The sequence below is a fragment of the Stenotrophomonas sp. genome (assembly GCF_031995405.1).
Lineage (GTDB): Bacteria > Pseudomonadota > Gammaproteobacteria > Xanthomonadales > Xanthomonadaceae > Stenotrophomonas.
In genome coordinates, this window is sequence record NZ_DAMAGC010000040.1 from 1 (window position 1) to 17,130 (window position 17,130).

17 protein-coding genes are annotated in these 17,130 nt (G+C 68.7%); 13 read left to right on the top strand and 4 right to left on the bottom strand.

Going from position 1 to position 17,130, the window contains the following annotated elements; all coding sequences use genetic code 11:
* Together RTO53_RS09355 and RTO53_RS09360 are read right to left on the bottom strand one after the other, a co-directional pair.
* A partial coding sequence (locus tag RTO53_RS09355) for a class I tRNA ligase family protein (protein ID WP_312237532.1) occupies positions 1-238 on the bottom strand: 238 nt, incomplete at its 3' end.
* Positions 239-404: 166 nt separating this feature from the next.
* Positions 405-1,010: a DUF998 domain-containing protein gene (locus RTO53_RS09360; protein WP_312237533.1), complete on the bottom strand. Its 606-nt coding sequence runs from the start codon at positions 1,008-1,010 to the stop codon at positions 405-407.
* Between the two features lie 130 nt (positions 1,011-1,140).
* On the opposite strand from RTO53_RS09360, the gene trxA reads away from it, so the two are divergent.
* The 5 genes from trxA to RTO53_RS09385 all read left to right on the top strand — a co-directional run bounded on the left by trxA (position 1,141) and on the right by RTO53_RS09385 (position 6,816).
* A complete protein-coding gene (gene trxA / locus RTO53_RS09365; protein WP_312237534.1) occupies positions 1,141-1,998 on the top strand; it encodes a thioredoxin in 858 nt (285 codons plus the stop codon).
* Between the two features lie 271 nt (positions 1,999-2,269).
* Entirely contained in the window at positions 2,270-3,877 is a 1,608-nt protein-coding gene (locus tag RTO53_RS09370) for a FecR domain-containing protein (protein ID WP_312237562.1), read from the top strand.
* Positions 3,874-5,499, top strand: a complete 1,626-nt coding sequence (locus tag RTO53_RS09375; protein ID WP_312237535.1) for a CHASE2 domain-containing protein — start codon at positions 3,874-3,876, stop codon at positions 5,497-5,499. Before RTO53_RS09370 ends, RTO53_RS09375 begins: the two co-directional genes overlap by 4 nt.
* A gap of 68 nt (positions 5,500-5,567) precedes the next feature.
* Positions 5,568-6,047 (top strand): DUF4442 domain-containing protein, encoded by a 480-nt coding sequence (locus RTO53_RS09380; protein WP_312237536.1) that lies wholly within the window; start codon positions 5,568-5,570, stop codon positions 6,045-6,047.
* 52 nt (positions 6,048-6,099) lie between these two features.
* Positions 6,100-6,816, top strand: a complete 717-nt coding sequence (locus tag RTO53_RS09385; RefSeq protein WP_312237537.1) for a hypothetical protein — start codon at positions 6,100-6,102, stop codon at positions 6,814-6,816.
* A 40-nt stretch (positions 6,817-6,856) separates the two neighbouring features.
* Here the strand turns inward: RTO53_RS09385 and RTO53_RS09390 are convergent, their stop codons facing one another.
* The gene (locus RTO53_RS09390) at positions 6,857-8,176 is read right to left on the bottom strand and encodes a hypothetical protein (RefSeq protein WP_312237538.1); all 1,320 of its coding nucleotides are present in this window, start codon (positions 8,174-8,176) and stop codon (positions 6,857-6,859) included.
* Between the two features lie 74 nt (positions 8,177-8,250).
* Between RTO53_RS09390 and RTO53_RS09395 the strand changes: the two genes are divergently transcribed.
* The 8 genes from RTO53_RS09395 (at position 8,251) to rnfB (ending at position 16,720) form a co-directional block, all read left to right on the top strand.
* Entirely contained in the window at positions 8,251-8,928 is a 678-nt protein-coding gene (locus tag RTO53_RS09395) for a DUF502 domain-containing protein (RefSeq protein ID WP_256775892.1), read from the top strand.
* Positions 8,929-9,050: 122 nt separating this feature from the next.
* Entirely contained in the window at positions 9,051-10,976 is a 1,926-nt protein-coding gene (locus RTO53_RS09400; protein ID WP_312237539.1) for a DUF885 family protein, read from the top strand.
* Positions 10,977-10,996: 20 nt separating this feature from the next.
* On the top strand, positions 10,997-12,079 hold the full coding sequence (locus tag RTO53_RS09405) for a serine hydrolase domain-containing protein (RefSeq protein ID WP_312237540.1): 1,083 nt from the start codon (positions 10,997-10,999) through the stop codon (positions 12,077-12,079).
* On the top strand, positions 12,076-12,483 hold the full coding sequence (locus tag RTO53_RS09410) for a VOC family protein (RefSeq protein ID WP_312237541.1): 408 nt from the start codon (positions 12,076-12,078) through the stop codon (positions 12,481-12,483). Before RTO53_RS09405 ends, RTO53_RS09410 begins: the two co-directional genes overlap by 4 nt.
* 108 nt (positions 12,484-12,591) lie before the next feature.
* Entirely contained in the window at positions 12,592-13,035 is a 444-nt protein-coding gene (locus RTO53_RS09415) for a DUF2147 domain-containing protein (protein ID WP_312237542.1), read from the top strand.
* A 524-nt stretch (positions 13,036-13,559) separates the two neighbouring features.
* Positions 13,560-15,626 carry a methionine--tRNA ligase gene (gene metG / locus RTO53_RS09420; protein ID WP_312237543.1) on the top strand — a complete coding sequence of 689 codons (2,067 nt, stop codon included), beginning with the start codon at positions 13,560-13,562 and terminating at the stop codon, positions 15,624-15,626.
* Between the two features lie 61 nt (positions 15,627-15,687).
* Positions 15,688-16,278 carry an HAD family hydrolase gene (locus RTO53_RS09425; protein WP_312237544.1) on the top strand — a complete coding sequence of 197 codons (591 nt, stop codon included), beginning with the start codon at positions 15,688-15,690 and terminating at the stop codon, positions 16,276-16,278.
* 25 nt (positions 16,279-16,303) lie between these two features.
* Positions 16,304-16,720, top strand: coding sequence for an Rnf electron transport complex subunit RnfB (gene rnfB / locus RTO53_RS09430; protein WP_312237545.1), 417 nt, complete (start codon positions 16,304-16,306; stop codon positions 16,718-16,720).
* 40 nt (positions 16,721-16,760) lie between these two features.
* Here the strand turns inward: rnfB and RTO53_RS09435 are convergent, their stop codons facing one another.
* Positions 16,761-17,108: a RidA family protein gene (locus tag RTO53_RS09435; RefSeq protein WP_038687069.1), complete on the bottom strand. Its 348-nt coding sequence runs from the start codon at positions 17,106-17,108 to the stop codon at positions 16,761-16,763.
* Between the last annotated feature and the right edge of the window lie 22 nt (positions 17,109-17,130).

Below are 17,130 nucleotides of genomic sequence, written 5' to 3' on the forward strand. Positions count from 1 at the left end.
GCTGCAGCACGTTGTACCCGGTCATCCGCTTGTAGCGGCTGATCACGTCGCCGATCGTGTAGTTGCGCACGTGGCCCATGTGCAGCGCACCGGACGGGTACGGCAGCATCGAGAGGCAGTAGTACTTCGGCTTGTCCGAGGTCTCGGTGACCTCGAAGGCACGCGTGGCATCCCAGAACTTCTGGGCGGCGGATTCAACCTGCTGCGGATCGTAAACGTTGGGTTCGACGCTGGTCATGGAAACGCTAGTGCGGCGGCAAAGCGGGACAGGGTACCGCAGTGCGGCATGGGGCTCCAATCGAGTGCGTCATCGATGCCCCTCAAAGCCCTCATCCTGTTGAATCGCCACGGTTTTTCATTGGCGATCCGATTCCAGCGGGCGCCGTACCTGCGCGCCGGCCCCGTCAACGGCGAGGATGCGCCGTCGGCAGCGCAGCGACCAGCCACACCAGCCAGCACCCGAATGCCAGCCGCTGCGCCAGCGGCGCCGGCATCCATGCCTGCAGCACGAACGCCGCCAGCACCATCGCCACGCCGCAGCCCAGGTGCAGCAGCGCCGATGCACGCCAGCCCGGCACGCGCAGTGCGCCCAGGCCGTACATCACCGTACCCGGCACGAACGCCAGCACCCACACCATCCACGCGCTGGCGTGGAACTGGCTGGCCCGGCTCTGGATGTCCTCGGCATCCAGCGGCAGCAGGCCCATCGCAGCAATGCCGAACCCGGCCAGTACCAGCAACTGCACGCCGACCCGCATCGTCCACGGCGAGGTTCGCGGCACCCGCAGCAGCAGGCGCATGGCCACCCCACAGGAAAGCAGCCCCGGCAGCACGAAGCCCAGCCAGCTGAATGCCTGCGCGTGCGGCACACCGCTCGCGCCCAGCAGCGCCACCGGATGGCGCAGCGCTTCATAGCCCGGCAATGCCACGCCAAACCCGGCCACGGCGGCCACGAACAAGACGGCGGCCACCGCGCCAAGGGCGCGATCGATGCGGTGCGGGGTCTGCATGGAACAACTGCCTGTGCGGGTCCGGGGCGCGCATTGTCGCCGGTTTGCGCCGATCACGGGGCAGCGGGGTTGCGTCCCGCCGCGCGCGCACCCATACACTGCCTACATCTTTACTCGTTGATTGCCGACCATGAGCGAATTGCCGCACGTCTTCGACGCCACCACCGCCACCTTCGAAGCCGAGGTGCTGCAGAAGTCCCTGCAGACACCGGTGCTGGTGGATTTCTGGGCCACCTGGTGCGAGCCCTGCAAGACCCTCGGCCCCATGCTGGAAAAGCTGGCTGGCGAATACCACGGCGCGTTCGAGCTGGCCAAGGTCGATGTCGACCAGGAGCAGCAGATTGCCGCCGCCTTCCAGATCCGCTCGGTGCCGACGGTATTCCTGGTCAAGGGTGGCCAGCTGGTGGATGGCTTCCCGGGCGCGCTGCCGGAAGGCCAGATCCGCGAGTTCCTGGCCCAGCACGGGGTCACCCCGGCCGAACCGGTCGCCGAAGCGGTGGCCGAACCGGAGCCGCTGGATCCGCAGGCCCAGGTCGATGTGCTGCGCGCGGCGATCGCGGCCGAGCCGGACAAGGACGAGCTCAAGCTGGACCTCGCCCTGGCCCTGCTGCAGACCGGCGCCAGCGCCGAGGCCAGCACGCTGATCGATGCCCTGCCGGCCAACCTGGCCACCGATGACCGTGCGGTGCGCGCCCGTGCGCGCCTGGATTTCGCCTTTGCCCTGCAGGATGCGCCCGCGGCCGAGGTACTGGACGCACGCATTGCCGCCAACGGCGATGACCTGCAGGCCCGCCACCTGCGCGGCGTGCAGCTGCTGCTCGGCGGACAGGACGAGGCCGCGCTGGGGCAGTTCCTGGAGATGCTGCGCCGCGACCGCAGCTTCGCCGACGGCCTGCCACGCAAGCTGCTCATCGACGCCTTCAAGGTGATCGGCGACGATGACCTGATCGGCCGCTACCGTCGGCGCATGGCCTCGCTGCTGTTCTGAGGCTCTGGCGCAGTGTCGGCCGCCGGATGCCGGAAACGACACCGCCCTTTACCGGATCCCACAGAGTCCGGGCGTGATCTCGGTCACGTTCAGAAACCCTGCACGAAGCGCGGGCAATAATGCCCGCGCGGCGCATTGGACGTCGCGATCCATTCGGGGGGATGAGGTCTGGGCCATCGGGGTCGCAGGGCTGCGCCCCGCCCTGCAGGGCCCAGACAACGTGAGTTCGACCCGCTTGCCACATTTTTCCCGCCTGGGCGGCCGCCTGCTGATGCTGGCCGCCCTGCTGTTGCCCGCCGCCCCCTTGCTCGCCCAGGACTGGAACTACCGGGTCCGTCCGGGTGACACCCTGTGGGACCTGGGCACGCGCTATCTCAAGCCGTCGGTCCCCTGGGAACAGTTGCAGGCGCACAACCGCGTGGCCGATCCGTACCGGTTGCCGCCGGGCACGCAGCTGCGCTTCCCGATCGCCTGGCTGGCGGTGCAACCCGCGCCGGCCCGGGTGCTGGCCACGCGCGGCCGGGTCCAGGTCGGCGCTGCCGGCCAGACATCCCTGCGCGATGTCATCGAAGGCGAGCTGCTGACCATCGGCCAGCAACTGGTCACCGGCGCCGACGCCAGCGTGACCATCGCCTTCGCCGATGCCTCGCGGCTGCAGCTGCGCGAGAACTCGCGCCTGCGCCTGGACCAGCTGAGCCGCTACGGCCGCACCGGCATGGTCGACACCCGCCTGCGACTGGAACAGGGCCGCACCAGCAGCCGGGTGACGCCGGCCAGCGGCCCGGCGTCGCGATACATCATCGATGCTCCCAGCGCGACCAGCAGCGTGCGCGGCACGGTGTTCCGGGTCAGCGCGGGCGATGCCACCCACAGCGCGGCCACCGAGGTGATCGAAGGCAAGGTGCAGGTCGGCAATCGCCGCGGCCAGCGCCTGGTCACGCGTGGCCAGGCAAGCCGCAGCCTGTCAGCCGACGTACGCCCGGGCCAGGCGCAGGCGCTGCTGCCGGCACCGGTGCTGGACGCGGCGCGGTTGCGCCTCGATCCGCTGCCGGCGCAGCTGGCATGGTCGGCGGTGGACACCGCCGCACAGTACCGGGTCGACGTGGTCCGCGCCGACCAGCCGGAAATCCTGCTGTTCGCCCAGGACACGGCCGCCACCACGCTCACCGTACCGGACCTGCCGCCGGGCGAGCTGCGCCTGCTGGTGCGCGCGGTCAGCGCCGATGGCGTCGAAGGCCTGGATGCCGAGCGCGACTTCGTGGTGCGCGACCAGCCCGTGGCACCGTTGACGGTGCGCCCGGTCAACCAGGAAACCGTCCACAGCGCGCGGCCGCGGTTCGAATGGAGCCAGGTCAGCGGTGCCGAGGCGACGGTGCTGCAGATCGCACACGATGCGCAGTTCCTGGAGCCGGTGCTGGAGCAGGAAAGCCGCAGCACCCACCTGCGCCCGACCAGGGAGCTGCCGCCGGGCAGCTATTTCTGGCGCGTGGCCTCGCGCGACGCTGCCGGCCACCGGGGACGCTTCGGCCAGCCGGTGGCGCTCACCCTCAGTGATGCCCCGGTCGATCCGGCATTGCAGCCGCCGCAGGCGGCCAAGGGCCAGCTGACGCTACGCTGGCAAGCCGGCGAGCCCGGCCAGCGCTATCGCGTGCAGTTGGATCGCACCGGCGATTTCGCCCAGCCGCTGCTGGACCGTGAGGTCGATCAACCCGAGGTCTCGCTAAGGCGTCCGTGGCGGGGCACCCTGCACGCACGGGTGCAGTACATCGACGACGACGGCTACGCCGGCCCGTTCTCGCCGGCGCAGCAGATCAAACTGCCCTGCCGTACCTGCTATGGCGTGGGTGGCGGCGCGTTGCTGTTGTGGCTGCTGCTGTGAAACCCCTGCTGCTGTCCTGGCCGCACCGCGTTCTGCTGGCGACCCTGGTCGGCGCGCTGGCTGCGTCCGCCAGTCATTGGCAGTGGTTCTGGCAACAGGATGAGGCGGTGTACGACGCTTATGTCGGCGACTGGGAGTACCGCCCCGACCCGCGCCTGCTGATCGTGGCGATCGACGACAACAGCCTTCAGCAGATCGGCCAATGGCCGTGGCCACGGTCGGTCCATGCCCGGTTGCTGGACCGCCTCACCCAGGCCGGCAGTTCGAGGGTGGTACTGGACCTGATGCTGTCCGAGCCGGACCGCCAGGACGCGGCGCAGGACGCCGACCTGGCGGCGGCGATCCGGCGCAACGGCCACGTCGTGTTGCCGGTACTGGCCGCACCGGCCAGCGGCCCGCGCATGGCCGAGGAACTGCTGCCCATCCCGCTGATCGCCGCCAACGCGGCCACGCTCGGCCACAGCGACATCGAGGTGGATGCCGATGGCGTGGCGCGCGGGTTGTACCTGGCCGCCGGCATCGGCTCGCCGCACTGGCCCGCGCTCGGGCTGGCCCTGGCCGACACGCCCGGTCCGTTGCCGGGCCTGCGCGACCCGGAGCCGACGCAGTCCTCGCCGTACCAGTGGCGCCGCGACCACTACGTGCGCGTGCGCTACGCCGGCCCACCGGAAACCTTCCCGCAGGTCTCTTACGTGGACGTGCTCAACGGCGACGTCGATCCTGCCCTGCTGCGCGGACGGCGGGTGCTGGTCGGCATGACCGCCAGCGGCATCGCACCCCGCCTGCTCACCCCCACGACCCGCGAGCGCTGGATGAGCGGCAGCGAGTACCAGGCCAACGTGGCCTCGATGCTGCTCGAGGACAAGGTCATCACCCTGCCCCCCCCGCTCTGGCAGGACCTGCTGAGCGGGGTCCTGGTGGCGCTGTGCTGCCTCGGCCTGACCCTGCCCCGCGCGGCGGCCAGCGCCCTGCTCGCCCTGCCTGTCACGCTGCTGGTCAGCTTCGTGCTGCTGCGCGCGGGCAACCTGTGGTTCGCCCCGGCCGCCGCACTCACCGGCATGCTGGCGGTGATTGCCGCCTGGGTGCTGTGGCGGATCAGTGCGTGGCGGCGCCAGGCCAACAGCGATGCGCTGACCGGGCTGGGCAACCGCCTGCGCTTCGAGCAGGCCCTCCAGCAGGAGCACGATGCCGGTCGCCGCAGCGGCCGCCCGCTCAGCCTGGTCCTGATCGACGTGGACCATTTCAAACACCACAACGATGTGTACGGCCACCACGCCGGCGACAGCGTGCTGCGCCGGATCGCCAGCGAAATCGGCGCGCATGCACGTCGCCCGCGCGACATGGCCGCGCGCTTCGGCGGCGACGAGTTCGCCCTGATCCTGCCCGACACCAGCGCCGACGGTGCGGTGCAGGTGGTCGAGGACCTGCTGGCGCGGACACGGTCGATGGAGGTCCCGGCCGGGCCGGGGCAGACCCTGCGGATCACCCTGACCGTGGGCATCTATACCCGCGTGCCCGCCAGCGACAGCGAGCCGCGCCATTATTTCGAAGGCGCCGACGCGGCGCTGTACCGGGCCAAGGCCGCAGGCCGCGACGGCTACGCGGCCAACGACGGCAGCTGATCCCCACACGCCCACCATACGCAGGCGAATGTTAGACTTCGACCACCGTCCCCTGCGTGACCCGACCGATGAAGGCCACCGTTTTCCGCCATGGCATCAACCTGTGGCCGCCGTTCCTGTTCACCGGCATCCACGTTACCGAGGTCAGCGACGACTACCGCCACGTGCGCGTCGAACTGCGCATGCGCCCGTGGAACCGCAACTACGTGGGCACCCATTTCGGCGGCAGTCTGTTTGCGATGACCGATCCGTTCTGGATGCTCACCGTGATGCAGAACCTGGGCCGCGACTACTACGTGTGGGACCGCGCCGGGGCCATTGAATTCATCAAGCCCGGTCGTGGCACGGTGACGGCCGAGTTCCACCTGGACGACGCGCTGCTCGATCAGCTGCGCGCGGCGACCGCCGGCGGGGAAAAGTACCTGCACTGGTTCAGCAACGACATCCTGGATGCGCAGGGCGAGGTGGTGGCACGCGTGCGAAAGCAGGTCTACCTGCGGCTCAAGCCCGACGCGCGCAGCCCCAGGGCGTCCGACAGCCAGGCGTGATCCAGCACGCGGTTGCTATCCTCGTTGGCCCCCGCGTCTCACGGACGACCCCATGCGCCTGCTGTCTGCTGCCCTGACCCTGCTGTGCCTGCCGACGTCGGCGCTGGCCGTGGAGGTTCCGCCGGTGGCGTACCCGCGCCTGCCGGCGGCTGCCAGCAGCGCCGAAGGATTCGTTCCAGACGGGTGGCGCATCGAACAGCGCCTGGACGGCGACCTCAACGCGGACAGGCGCGCCGATCTGGTGCTGGTGCTGCGTCAGCAGGACCCGCGCAACGTGATCGAGCATGACGGCTTCGGCATCAGCCCGCTGGACAGCAATCCGCGCCTGCTCGCCGTCGCATGGTCCAGGCCGGACGGCGGCTACGCGCTGGCAGCGCAGAACCACGTCCTCATTCCGCGCCACGAATACCCGAACATGTCCGATGTATTCGAGGACGGTTCCGGCGGCGTAGCGATCGTGCGCGGCACGCTGCGGGTGCAGTTGTACTTCTTCTCCAATGCCGGCAGCTGGTCCACCGGCTCGACCACCTACACCTTCCGCTGGCAGGACCGGGCCTTCGCGCTGATCGGTTACGACAGCGAGTCACTGATGCGCAACTCCGGGGAGACCGAGGCGCTGAGCATCAACTATTCCACCGGCAAGCTGCGCCGCGCGCATGGCAGCATCGAGGACGACCGCGACCAGGTGCAGTGGGAACCGCTGCCTTCGGCAAAGCGCTGGACACTGGACAGCGTTGGCGACGGGGCGGCGTTTCAACCGTTGCCGTAGCCACGCCCCCCCGGCGCCCGCGCGCCGCCGGCGTCATGCATCAGTGCGGCTGCCAGGCCAACGGCAGCCGCGCGCGGATCATCGCGCTCGCGTCGGGGGAAGGCCGCGCAAAGCGTCGCACCTGCACGCCTCGACCATCGGCGCTGGGCTGCAGCGGGCGGTGCGCGCTGTGGAGCGGATCGGGCAATCGTGCCAACGTCGCCATCGCACCCTTGCCGTCGTTCGGCTGCCCTCGCAGCCACAGCATCGCGGCGGCCAATCGCAGCTGCGCGCCGGCATCCTGCATGCGCCAGTTGTACTCGTCATACGCCGGCCCGGCGATGTCCTGCAGCATGCAGCCCACCGCGTTGGCCGCGCACTGCAACGACCACACCGACGGCGGCGCGGCCAGCGCCACCCTGCGGTCTTCGCGGATCTGTTGCCGGACCGCGGCCGCGCAACTGCGCGACAGCAGCGCGGCATTGCGGGCCTGGGTCTTTTCGGTGTCGTACAGCCAACGCGAGTGTCCGTCCGGCAGCCGTGCGGTTGCACTGCGCTGGTAGGCGAACTCGCCGCGCATCGGCACGCACAGGTCCAGCTCGGCCACTGTCGGGACCACCAGAGCCTGCTGGCAACGCAGCGGCACGGGCGCATCGGCCGGCAGCTCGGACAATATCTCGGTGAACAGCGCCGCATTGCGGCTGGCCATGGCACCGCCCACCATCGCCAGCAGCAGACTGTCGCTGCTGCGCATCAACATGCGCCCGGTACCGATGTCCTCGCAGACGCCCTGCAGCGCCGGGGTGCTGTTGCCACGCACGTGTTCCAGCGCGTGCAGTGACAGCCGTTCCATCAACGCCTGTATCGGCGGGAACGGCATCGACACGTCACTGGCGAACAGAGTGCGGTAGTGGTCGTTGCGACCCAACGCGCGGATGCGCGCGTGCAGCCCGTCATGTCCACGATGCGCCTGCGCCACCTCCTGCGCATGCGCGCGCACCTCGTCCAGGCAACTGTCACTGTCGCGCCCGCACCAGCCATGGGCAGCCGTGACCTTGGGGTATCGTCCCTCGGCAACAGAGGTCGTCCACGCCTGTGGGGGCCGGGCGCCGATCGCCTGCGCGAAGTCCCGCACATCCTGTGCCGTCAGCGCGCGCATCCGGGCCGGATCGATACCGTCATAGGGCAGCAGCCACAGCGCTGGGAACGCATTGCGCTCGGGCACCTGGCCGCGCGGCGCGGTGTCCATCGCCGCCAGCGCCGCACGCTCGGCCGCCGGCACCGGCAGCAGCCAGGACACCAGCAGCACCAGCAGCACCAGCAGCACCAGCGCGCCCAATCCGAGCAGGGTCATCGCCACCCACTTCATTCCGTTCAACACAGCATTCCTCCAGCGCGCCGCTTCCTGCGGTGGCCGGCAGGGTAATCCGGGCGGCTGCACCGCTACAATGCGGCATGTCGCCCGAAGCCCCCCAACTCGTCCCGCGCCCCTCCCTGCAGCGCCTGTTCCTGACCGGCCTGCTGACCCTGCTGCCGATCTGGCTGACCTGGGTGGTGGTCAAATTCGTCTTCGTGCTGTTGTCGGGCATTTCCAGCCCGGTGGTGGTGCCCCTGTCCGAGCAGATCGCCGCCTCGTTCCCGCATTACCTGGGCTGGGTCAAGGTCGAGTGGATGCAGAACGTGATCGGCCTGGCCGCCACCCTGCTGGTGATCCTCAGCGTGGGCGTGCTCAGCCGCCGGGTGATCGGCCAGCGCCTGCTGCGCTGGTTCGGCGCGGTGATCAAGCGCATTCCGCTGGCCAGCATCATCTACGACAGCGCCAAGAAGCTGCTGGACATGCTGCAGACCGAGCCGGGCAGCACCCAGCGCGTGGTGCTGATCGATTTCCCGCACCGAGACATGAAATCGGTCGGGCTGGTCACCCGGGTGATCCGCGAACAGGGCACCGGTCGTGAGCTGGCGGCGGTATACGTGCCGACCACGCCCAACCCGACGTCCGGCTACCTGGAAATCGTGCCGGTGGAACTGCTCACGCCCACCGACTGGACCGTCGACCAGGCGATGAGCTTCATCATCTCCGGCGGCGCCGTCGCCCCGGAAACCGTGCCGTTCACCCGCGCCGGGGACCGCTAACCGCGTACTGCCGGTGACGGCAGCGGGTCTTTACCCCTGCTGACGCGGGGTGGTGCGGCGCTGGCCGTACGCGCGCGGATCGGGCAAGCTCCCCGGTCTGTGTAGTGTTACGGATACCGCCGATGCCCCACCCCGCCCGCGCCCTGGCGCTCGCCATCGCCGCCCTGCTGGTCTTCAGCACCGCCGCACCGGCAGAAGCCGCCAAGAAGAAGGCCAACCGGCCGGCCGCCGCGCAGACCCGGCAGGCCGCCAAACCCAAGGCCAAACCCCGCGCGCGCCCTGCCGCCGCGCCGGCCCGCCAGCCCCTGGTGCGCCAGCAGACCAAGGCGGCCCAGCTCAACCGCATCTACGATGAATACTGGGATGCCTCGATGCGGCTCAATCCGCTGCAGGCCACCTTCCAGGGCGACAGCCGCCACAACGACCAGCTGCCCAACATCCTCTCGGCCGCCTACCGCCAGCAGTCGCACGATTTCACCGTCGAATGGCTGGGCAAGGTGGAGAAGATCGGCCCCGATGGCCTTACCGGCCAGGACCTGCTGAGCTACGAGATCTTCGTGCGCGATGCGCGCATGTCCGTCGCCGCCGAGCAGTACCCCAGCTGGATGTTGCCGGTCAGCCAGTACTACAACCTGGGCAGCATCATGGCCATCCTCGGCTCCGGCTCGGGCGCCCAGCCGTTCAACACGGTGAAGGATTACGACAACTGGTCCAAGCGTTCGCTGGGCATCGGCCCGCTGTTCGACCAGGCCATCGCCAACATGCGCCAGGGCATGGCCGCCGGCGTGGTGCAGCCGCGCGACCTGATGGAAAAGGTGCTGCCGCAGCTGGATGCGGTGATCAAGCCCACTGCCGAGGAAACCCTGTTCTGGGCGCCGGTGCGCAACCTGCCCGCCGACATCCCCGACGCGGAAAAGACCCGCATCACCGCCGAATACAAACGCATGATCGAGTATCGGATCATGCCGGCCTACCGCGCCCTGCGCGGCTTCATCGCCACCGAATACCTGCCCGCCACGCGCGGCAGCGATGGCCTGGGCGCGCTACCCAAGGGCCAGGCCTGGTATGCGCAGAACATCGTGCAGAGCACTGCCTCCACGCTGGATGCGCAGCAGATCCACAGCGTGGCCGAACAACGCGTGGCCGCGCTGCAGGCGCAGATCGCCGGCATTCTGAAGGACAACAGGATCCGCGGCTCGCAGCAGAAGGTGTTGCGCAACATGCGCACCGACAAGAGCTTCCAGTACGCCAATGGCGAGGCCCTGCTCAACCGCTACCGGCAGTTGCAGACCCAGGTTGCCGGCCGCCTGCCGGCACTGCTGGGCACGCTGCCGAAGGCGCCGATGGAGATACACGCGGTCGAACCCGAGCGCGCCGCCGCCGCGTCGGCGGTGAGTTACCAGCAGCCGCTGCCCGATGGCCTGCGTCCGGGCATCCTGTACGTCAACACCGGCAACCTGCCGAGCCGGCGGCGCTGGGCCGCGCCGATGCAGTTCCTGCACGAAGGCATCCCCGGCCACCACGTGCAGCTGGGCCTGCAGCAGGAACTGGACAAGCTGCCGCGCTTCCGTCGCCTGGGCGGCGACATCGCCTTCATCGAAGGCTGGGGCCTGTATGCCGAATCGCTGGGTGACCAGCTCGGCGTCTACCAGGATCCGTACGAACGCATCGGCTACCTGCAGGCCGCACTGACCCGTGCCGCGCGCATGGCCGCCGACACCGGCCTGCACGCGCAAGGCTGGAGCAAGCGCCAGGCGGTGGACTATCTGGTCAAGACCGCCGACATGCCGGCCGAAGATGCCACCGCTGAAGTCGAGCGCTTCATGGCACTGCCCGGGCAGACCCTGCCCAACGGGCTGGGCGAGCTGAAGATGTTCGAGCTGCGCGACCGTGCCAAGGCGGCGCTGGGCCCGCGTTTCGACCTGCGCCGTTTCCACGAGGAAGTGCTGCGCGACGGTTCGATGCCGCTGGATATCCTCGATGCCAAGCTGCAGCGCTGGATCGCCAGCGAAACCGCCGGCACGCCGGCGGCCGTCGCCAAACCCTGACCTGCCACCGGGAGGCGGCCATGCACATGACGTCGCGTCCGCGCTGGATCAACGCGATGTGCATCGGCCTGCTCGCTGTCGGCAACGCCATCGCCGCGCCGGTACTGACGCCGCCGGACCCGGGCATCGATGCGCTGTTGCAGCGTTACGACGGCCAGGTGCCCGGCGCGGCGGTGCTGGTGCTGCACGACGGCCAGCCGGTGTTCCAGCGCGGCTATGGGCTGGCGGTGGTCGAAGACGGCACGGCGGTGACCGCGCAGAGCAACTTCCGCCTGGCCTCGCTGAGCAAGCAGTTCACCGCGGCGGCGATCCTGCTGCTGGCCGAAGACGGCCGCCTGACCCTGGATGACCCGCTCAAGCGCTGGTTGCCTTCGCTGCCGGCCGCCGCCGACGCGATCACCCTGCGCCAGCTGCTCAGCCATACCAGCGGCCTGCCCGACTATGAAGACCTGATGCCGCCCGGCGCGACGGCACAGCTGCATGACCGCGATGTGCTGCATCTGCTGGAAACCCAGGACCGCACGCTGTTCGCGCCCGGCAGCCGCTACCGCTACAGCAACAGCGGGTATGCGCTGCTGGCGCTGGTGGTGGCCAAGGCGTCCGGGCAGGATTTCGCCAGCTTCCTCAAGGCGCGCATCTTCACTCCGCTGGGGATGGATGCCAGCGTCGCCCATCAGGACGGCGTGGACGATGTGGCGCATCGCGCGTACGGCTACAGCCAGATCGACGGACGTTGGCAGCGCACCGATCAGAGCCCGACCAGCGCGGTACTCGGCGACGGCGGCATCTATTCCTCGCTGGCCGACCTGGCCAGATGGGACGCGGCGCTGTACGACGCGCGTCTGCTGAAGCCATCGTCGCTGCGCCAGGCGTTCGCGCCGGCCACCGCCACCGATGAAACCGACGTGCCGTTCTACGGGTTCGGCTGGCGGCTCAACGGCCAGGCGCAGTGGCACAGCGGAGAGAGCATCGGCTTCCGCAATGTGATCCTGCGTTATCCCGCACACCGCCTGACGGTGATCATCCTGAGCAACCGCGACGGCCCCGAACCCTATCCGCTGGCGCTGCAGATCGCCCGGCGCTGGCTGGACACCCTGCAATGACCCACGACCACGACACCCCGCTGCTCGGCGTCCACCATGTGGCGCTGATCGGTTCGGACTACGCGCGCTCCAAGGCGTTCTACACGCAGGTCCTGGGCCTGCGCGTGCTGGACGAGAACTACCGCGCCGCGCGCGATTCCTGGAAGCTCGACCTGGCCCTGCCCGACGGCAGCCAGCTGGAACTGTTCTCCTTCCCCGACGCCCCGCCCCGCCCCAGCCGCCCGGAAGCCCAGGGACTGCGCCATCTCGCGTTCCGGATAGCGGCACTGGAACCGATGATCGCGCGCCTGGCCGCGGCCGATGTCACCTGCGAGCCGATCCGCACCGACGAATACACCGGCCGCCGCTTCACCTTCTTCGCCGATCCGGACGGCCTGCCGCTGGAGCTGTACGAGATCCCGTAGCGCCACCCCCGCCTGCCGCGGGGCATTGCCCATACCCCGCCGAATGGGTATACAGTCGGCCTGTCCCGGCACCGCGCCGGCATTCACCGAATACCCTGGGAGGGGAACATGCGCAAGACGTTCAAGACTCTGCTGCTGGCGCTGCCGCTGATGCTGGCCGCGATGTCGGCCAGTGCGGCCGATGGTGCGGTTGGCCGCTGGAAGACCATCGACGACAAGACCGGCAAGGTGAAGTCGATCGTGGAGATCACCCAGGCCGCCAACGGCGCCCTGACCGGCAAGGTCGTGGAGATCCTGCATTCGGACAAGGGCCCCAACCCGGTCTGCGACGGCTGCGAAGGCGCCAACAAGAACAAGCCGGTCAAGGGCATGACGATCCTGTGGAACCTCAAGGCCGACGGCGCCAACGCCTGGTCCGGCGGCACCATCCTGGACCCGGGCAACGGCAAGACCTACAAGTCCAAGGCCAAGCTGCAGACCGGCGGCGCCAAGCTCGACGTCTCCGGCTGCATCGCCTTCATCTGCCGCTCCCAGACATGGGTGCGTGAGTAATTTTTCGGCGCTGGTTAGCTAGTCATTGCTGCGGTGTGGTCGAGGCGGGTGCATCGCCGGTTGGGAGGAAGAGGAAGGCCGAAGCGGCTGCGCCGCTTCGGCCTTTTGCATTTCAACTCCCCCCACACCCCGAACCAAACCGCTCTGGCTCCGGCTTCGACAGGGAGAAGCTCCTTTCGGTTCGGTTCGTTATGCCCAGTTCGCTTCGCTTCGCTTAGGCTTAGGCGTCGGCCCCTGCCCCTGCCCCCGCCGTTCCCATGCACACCAGCCAACTGTGGAAGGGTTGGGGTGGGTGAGGTTGCGGGGCCCTCCACCGCATGGATGCGGTGGCGGAGCTTACACGGACGTACTTGCAGCGTGCCCCGCGGCCTCACCCACCCCAGCCCTCCCCCAGCAAACCAGTCAATAGGCTTCGGCTTCGGCTTCAGCTGTCGCACTGGCTCCGGCTTCGAAAAAAAAGCCCGCCGCAGGCGCCCACCCCCTCCATGCGATAATCCCCGGTCCCCAAGGCAACAACGCAGCCCATGACCCGCACCGCTCTCGTCACCACCGCCCTGCCCTACGCCAACGGCCCGCTCCACCTGGGCCACCTGGTCGGCTACATCCAGGCTGACATCTGGGTGCGCGCGCGGCGAATGAGCGGCGGCAAGACCTGGTTCGTCTGCGCCGATGACACCCATGGCACCCCGATCATGCTCGCCGCCGAAAAAGCCGGCGTCAGCCCGGAAGCCTTCATCGCCAACATCCAGGCCAGCCACGAGCGCGACTTCGCGGCCTTCGGTGTCGCCTTCGACCACTACGACTCCACCAACTCGGCCGCCAACAAAGCCCTCACCGAAGCCTTCTACCTCAAGCTTGAGGCCGAAGGCCACATCGCGCGTCGCTCCGTGGCCCAGTTCTACGACCCGGCCAAGGGCATGTTCCTGCCCGACCGCTACATCAAGGGCATCTGCCCGGTCTGCAGCAGCCCGGACCAGTACGGCGACAACTGCGAAGTGTGCGGCGCCACCTACGGCCCCACCGAACTCAAGGACCCGCGCTCGGTCATCTCCGGTGCCACCCCGGAAATGCGCGACTCCGAGCATTTCTTCTTCGAAGTCGGCCGCTTTGAAGGCTTCCTGCGCGAGTGGCTGGCCGGCGACGTCGCCCTGCCCGGCGTCAAGGCCAAGCTCGGCGAATGGCTCAACGCCGAAGGCGGCCTGCGCGCCTGGGACATCTCCCGCGACGCGCCGTACTTCGGTTTTGAAATCCCCGGCCAGCCCGGCAAGTACTTCTACGTCTGGCTGGACGCGCCGATCGGCTACCTGTCCAGCTTCCAGACCCTGTGCGCGAAAAACGGCGAAGACTTCGACGCCCATCTGCGCGCCGGCTCCAGCACCGAACTGCACCACTTCATCGGCAAGGACATCGTCAATTTCCATGGCCTGTTCTGGCCGGCCGTGCTGCACGGCACCGGCCATCGTGCGCCGACGCGCCTGCACGTCAACGGCTACCTGATGGTCGACGGCGCCAAGATGTCCAAGTCGCGCGGCACCTTCGTCATGGCGCGCACCTACCTGGATGTCGGCCTGGAAGCCGAAGCGCTGCGCTATTACTTCGCCGCCAAGTCCGGCGGCGGCGTGGAAGACCTCGACCTCAACCTCGGCGACTTCATCGCGCGCGTCAACGCCGACCTGGTCGGCAAGTTCGTCAACCTGGCCAGCCGCTGCGCCGGCTTCATCAGCAAGCGCTTCGATGGCCGCCTGGCCGACAGCCTGCCCGATGCCGCCCAGTACGACCGCTTCGTCGCCGCCATCGCCCCGATCCGTGAGGCGTACGAGCGCAACGACCCGGCCGCCGCCGTGCGCCTGACCATGACCCTGGCCGACGAAGCCAACCGCTACATCGACGACCAGAAGCCGTGGGTGATCGCCAAGCAGGACGGCGCCGACGCGCAGTTGCAGGCCGTCTGCACCCAGGGCCTGAACCTGTTCCGCGTGCTGGTCACCGCCCTGCGGCCGATCCTGCCGGCCACCGCCGCGCAGGCCGAAACCTTCCTCGCCGCCCCGGTGCAGGACTGGACCGACATCGCCCGCCCGCTGACCGCACACACCATCGCGGTGTATGCACCGCTGTTCACCCGAATCGACCCGAAAATGATCGACGCCATGACCGACGCCTCCAAAGACACCCTCGCCGCCGCAGCCCCCGTCGCCCCGGCCAAGCCTGCCAAGCCCGCGCCCGCACCGGCGGTGGCCGCCGCCCCGACCGACGGCCCGGCCTACATCGGCATCGACGACTTCGCCAAGCTCGACCTGCGCATCGGCAAGGTGCTGGCCTGCGAGTTCGTCGAAGGCTCGGACAAACTGCTGCGCTTCGAACTGGATGCCGGTGAGCTCGGCAAGCGCCAGATCTTCTCCGGCATCCGCGCCAGCTACGCCGAACCGGACAAGCTGGTCGGCCGCAGCGTGGTGTTCATCGCCAACCTGGCCCCGCGCAAGATGCGCTTCGGCCTGAGCGAAGGCATGATCCTCTCGGCCGGTTTCGACGGCGGCGACCTGGCCCTGCTCGATGCCGACAGCAGCGCCCAGCCCGGCATGCCGGTGCGCTGATCGCAACGCGGGGGCGGTCCTGCCGCCCCTTCCTGCTGGCCTGCACGGAGGGAGGTGCGGTTTGGAACTGGCCCTGTTCGATTTCGACCACACGGTCACCACCGGCGACACCTACGGCCGCTTCCTGCGCCGTGTGGCGACGCCGGAGCAGCTCGCCCAGGCCTGGTGGAAAGTCGGGCCATGGCTGCTGGCCTACCGGCTCAAGTTGATCTCGGCCGAGCGCATCCGCGCCCGCGTTACCCGCCTGACCTTCAGCAACCGCCACAGCGATGACATCGCGACCCAGGCCGCCGGCTATGCGCGTGATGTGCTGCCAGAAATGGTGCGTCCGCAGATGCTGGAACAGATCCGCTGGCACCTGCAGCAGCGGCATACCGTGGTGATTGTCTCCGGCTCGCTGGATCTGTACCTGCGCCCGTGGTGCGAATCGCTCGGGCTGGGCCTGATCTGCAACCGCCTGGAAAGCCGCGACGGACGCCTCACCGGCCGCTACGCCGATGGCGACTGTGGTCCGCGCAAAGCCGAACACATCCGCCAGCGCTACGACCTGTCACGCTTCCAGCGCATCCACGCCTATGGCGACAGCAGTGAAGACCGCCCGATGCTGGCCCTCGCCCACGACCGCTGGTATCGCGGCAAACCGCTGAAATGAAGACCCCGCGCAGCCGACGCCACGCATGATGACCGCCACGCCCCTGACCGAACGCCTCGACCGCCTGCTGCCGCAGACCCAATGCGGTCAATGCGGCTATGACGGTTGCCGCCCCTATGCCGAGGCCATGGCCCGCGGCGAGGCCGGCGTGGACCACTGCCCGCCCGGGGGTGACGACGGCGCGCGGGCCCTGGCGCGTGTACTGGGCGTACCCGCTTTGCCATTCGACCGCAGCCGTGGCGACCATAAACCCGCGCAGGTGGCGCTGATCATCGAGGCCGACTGCATCGGCTGCACCAAGTGCATCCAGGCCTGCCCGGTCGATGCCATCGTTGGCGGTGCCAAGTACATGCACACCGTCATCGCCGACCTGTGTACCGGCTGCGAACTGTGCATTCCGCCGTGCCCGGTGGATTGCATCGAGCTGATCGCCGCGCGCTGAGGCCGTGCAGCCGAGCGATGCCCGGCTGCCATGCGATCCGTTACGGCAATGCCGCGGTGATCACGATCTCCACCTTCCAGCTCGGATCGGCCAGCTTGGCTTCCACCGTCGCGCGCGCCGGGGTCATGCCCGCCACCACCCACTCATCCCACGCGGCGTTCATGCCGGCGAAATCGTTGATGTCGGCCAGGAAAACTTCCGCGCGCAGCACGTGCTGCTTGTCGCTGGCCACCAGCGCCAGCAGCTTGTCGATCTCCTCCAGCACCTGCCGGGTCTGGCCAGTGATGTCCTGGCTGGTGTCTTCGGGAATCTGCCCGGACAGATAGGCGACCTTGTTGTGCACGGTCATTTCAGACATGCGCGGACCAACGTCGAAACGTTCCAACATGGCGTTTTCTCCTCTGTGTGAA

Excerpts from the sequence above, each read along its gene's own strand:
- RTO53_RS09360 (WP_312237533.1), bottom strand. The coding sequence starts at position 1,010 with ATGCAGACCCCGCACCGCATCGATCGCGCCCTTGGCGCGGTGGCCGCC.
- trxA (WP_312237534.1), top strand. The coding sequence starts at position 1,141 with ATGAGCGAATTGCCGCACGTCTTCGACGCCACCACCGCCACCTTCGAA.
- RTO53_RS09370 (WP_312237562.1), top strand. The coding sequence starts at position 2,270 with ATGCTGGCCGCCCTGCTGTTGCCCGCCGCCCCCTTGCTCGCCCAGGAC.
- RTO53_RS09380 (WP_312237536.1), top strand. The coding sequence starts at position 5,568 with ATGAAGGCCACCGTTTTCCGCCATGGCATCAACCTGTGGCCGCCGTTC.
- RTO53_RS09385 (WP_312237537.1), top strand. The coding sequence starts at position 6,100 with ATGCGCCTGCTGTCTGCTGCCCTGACCCTGCTGTGCCTGCCGACGTCG.
- RTO53_RS09395 (WP_256775892.1), top strand. The coding sequence starts at position 8,251 with ATGTCGCCCGAAGCCCCCCAACTCGTCCCGCGCCCCTCCCTGCAGCGC.
- RTO53_RS09400 (WP_312237539.1), top strand. The coding sequence starts at position 9,051 with ATGCCCCACCCCGCCCGCGCCCTGGCGCTCGCCATCGCCGCCCTGCTG.
- RTO53_RS09405 (WP_312237540.1), top strand. The coding sequence starts at position 10,997 with ATGCACATGACGTCGCGTCCGCGCTGGATCAACGCGATGTGCATCGGC.
- RTO53_RS09410 (WP_312237541.1), top strand. The coding sequence starts at position 12,076 with ATGACCCACGACCACGACACCCCGCTGCTCGGCGTCCACCATGTGGCG.
- RTO53_RS09415 (WP_312237542.1), top strand. The coding sequence starts at position 12,592 with ATGCGCAAGACGTTCAAGACTCTGCTGCTGGCGCTGCCGCTGATGCTG.
- metG (WP_312237543.1), top strand. The coding sequence starts at position 13,560 with ATGACCCGCACCGCTCTCGTCACCACCGCCCTGCCCTACGCCAACGGC.
- rnfB (WP_312237545.1), top strand. The coding sequence starts at position 16,304 with ATGATGACCGCCACGCCCCTGACCGAACGCCTCGACCGCCTGCTGCCG.
- RTO53_RS09435 (WP_038687069.1), bottom strand. The coding sequence starts at position 17,108 with ATGTTGGAACGTTTCGACGTTGGTCCGCGCATGTCTGAAATGACCGTG.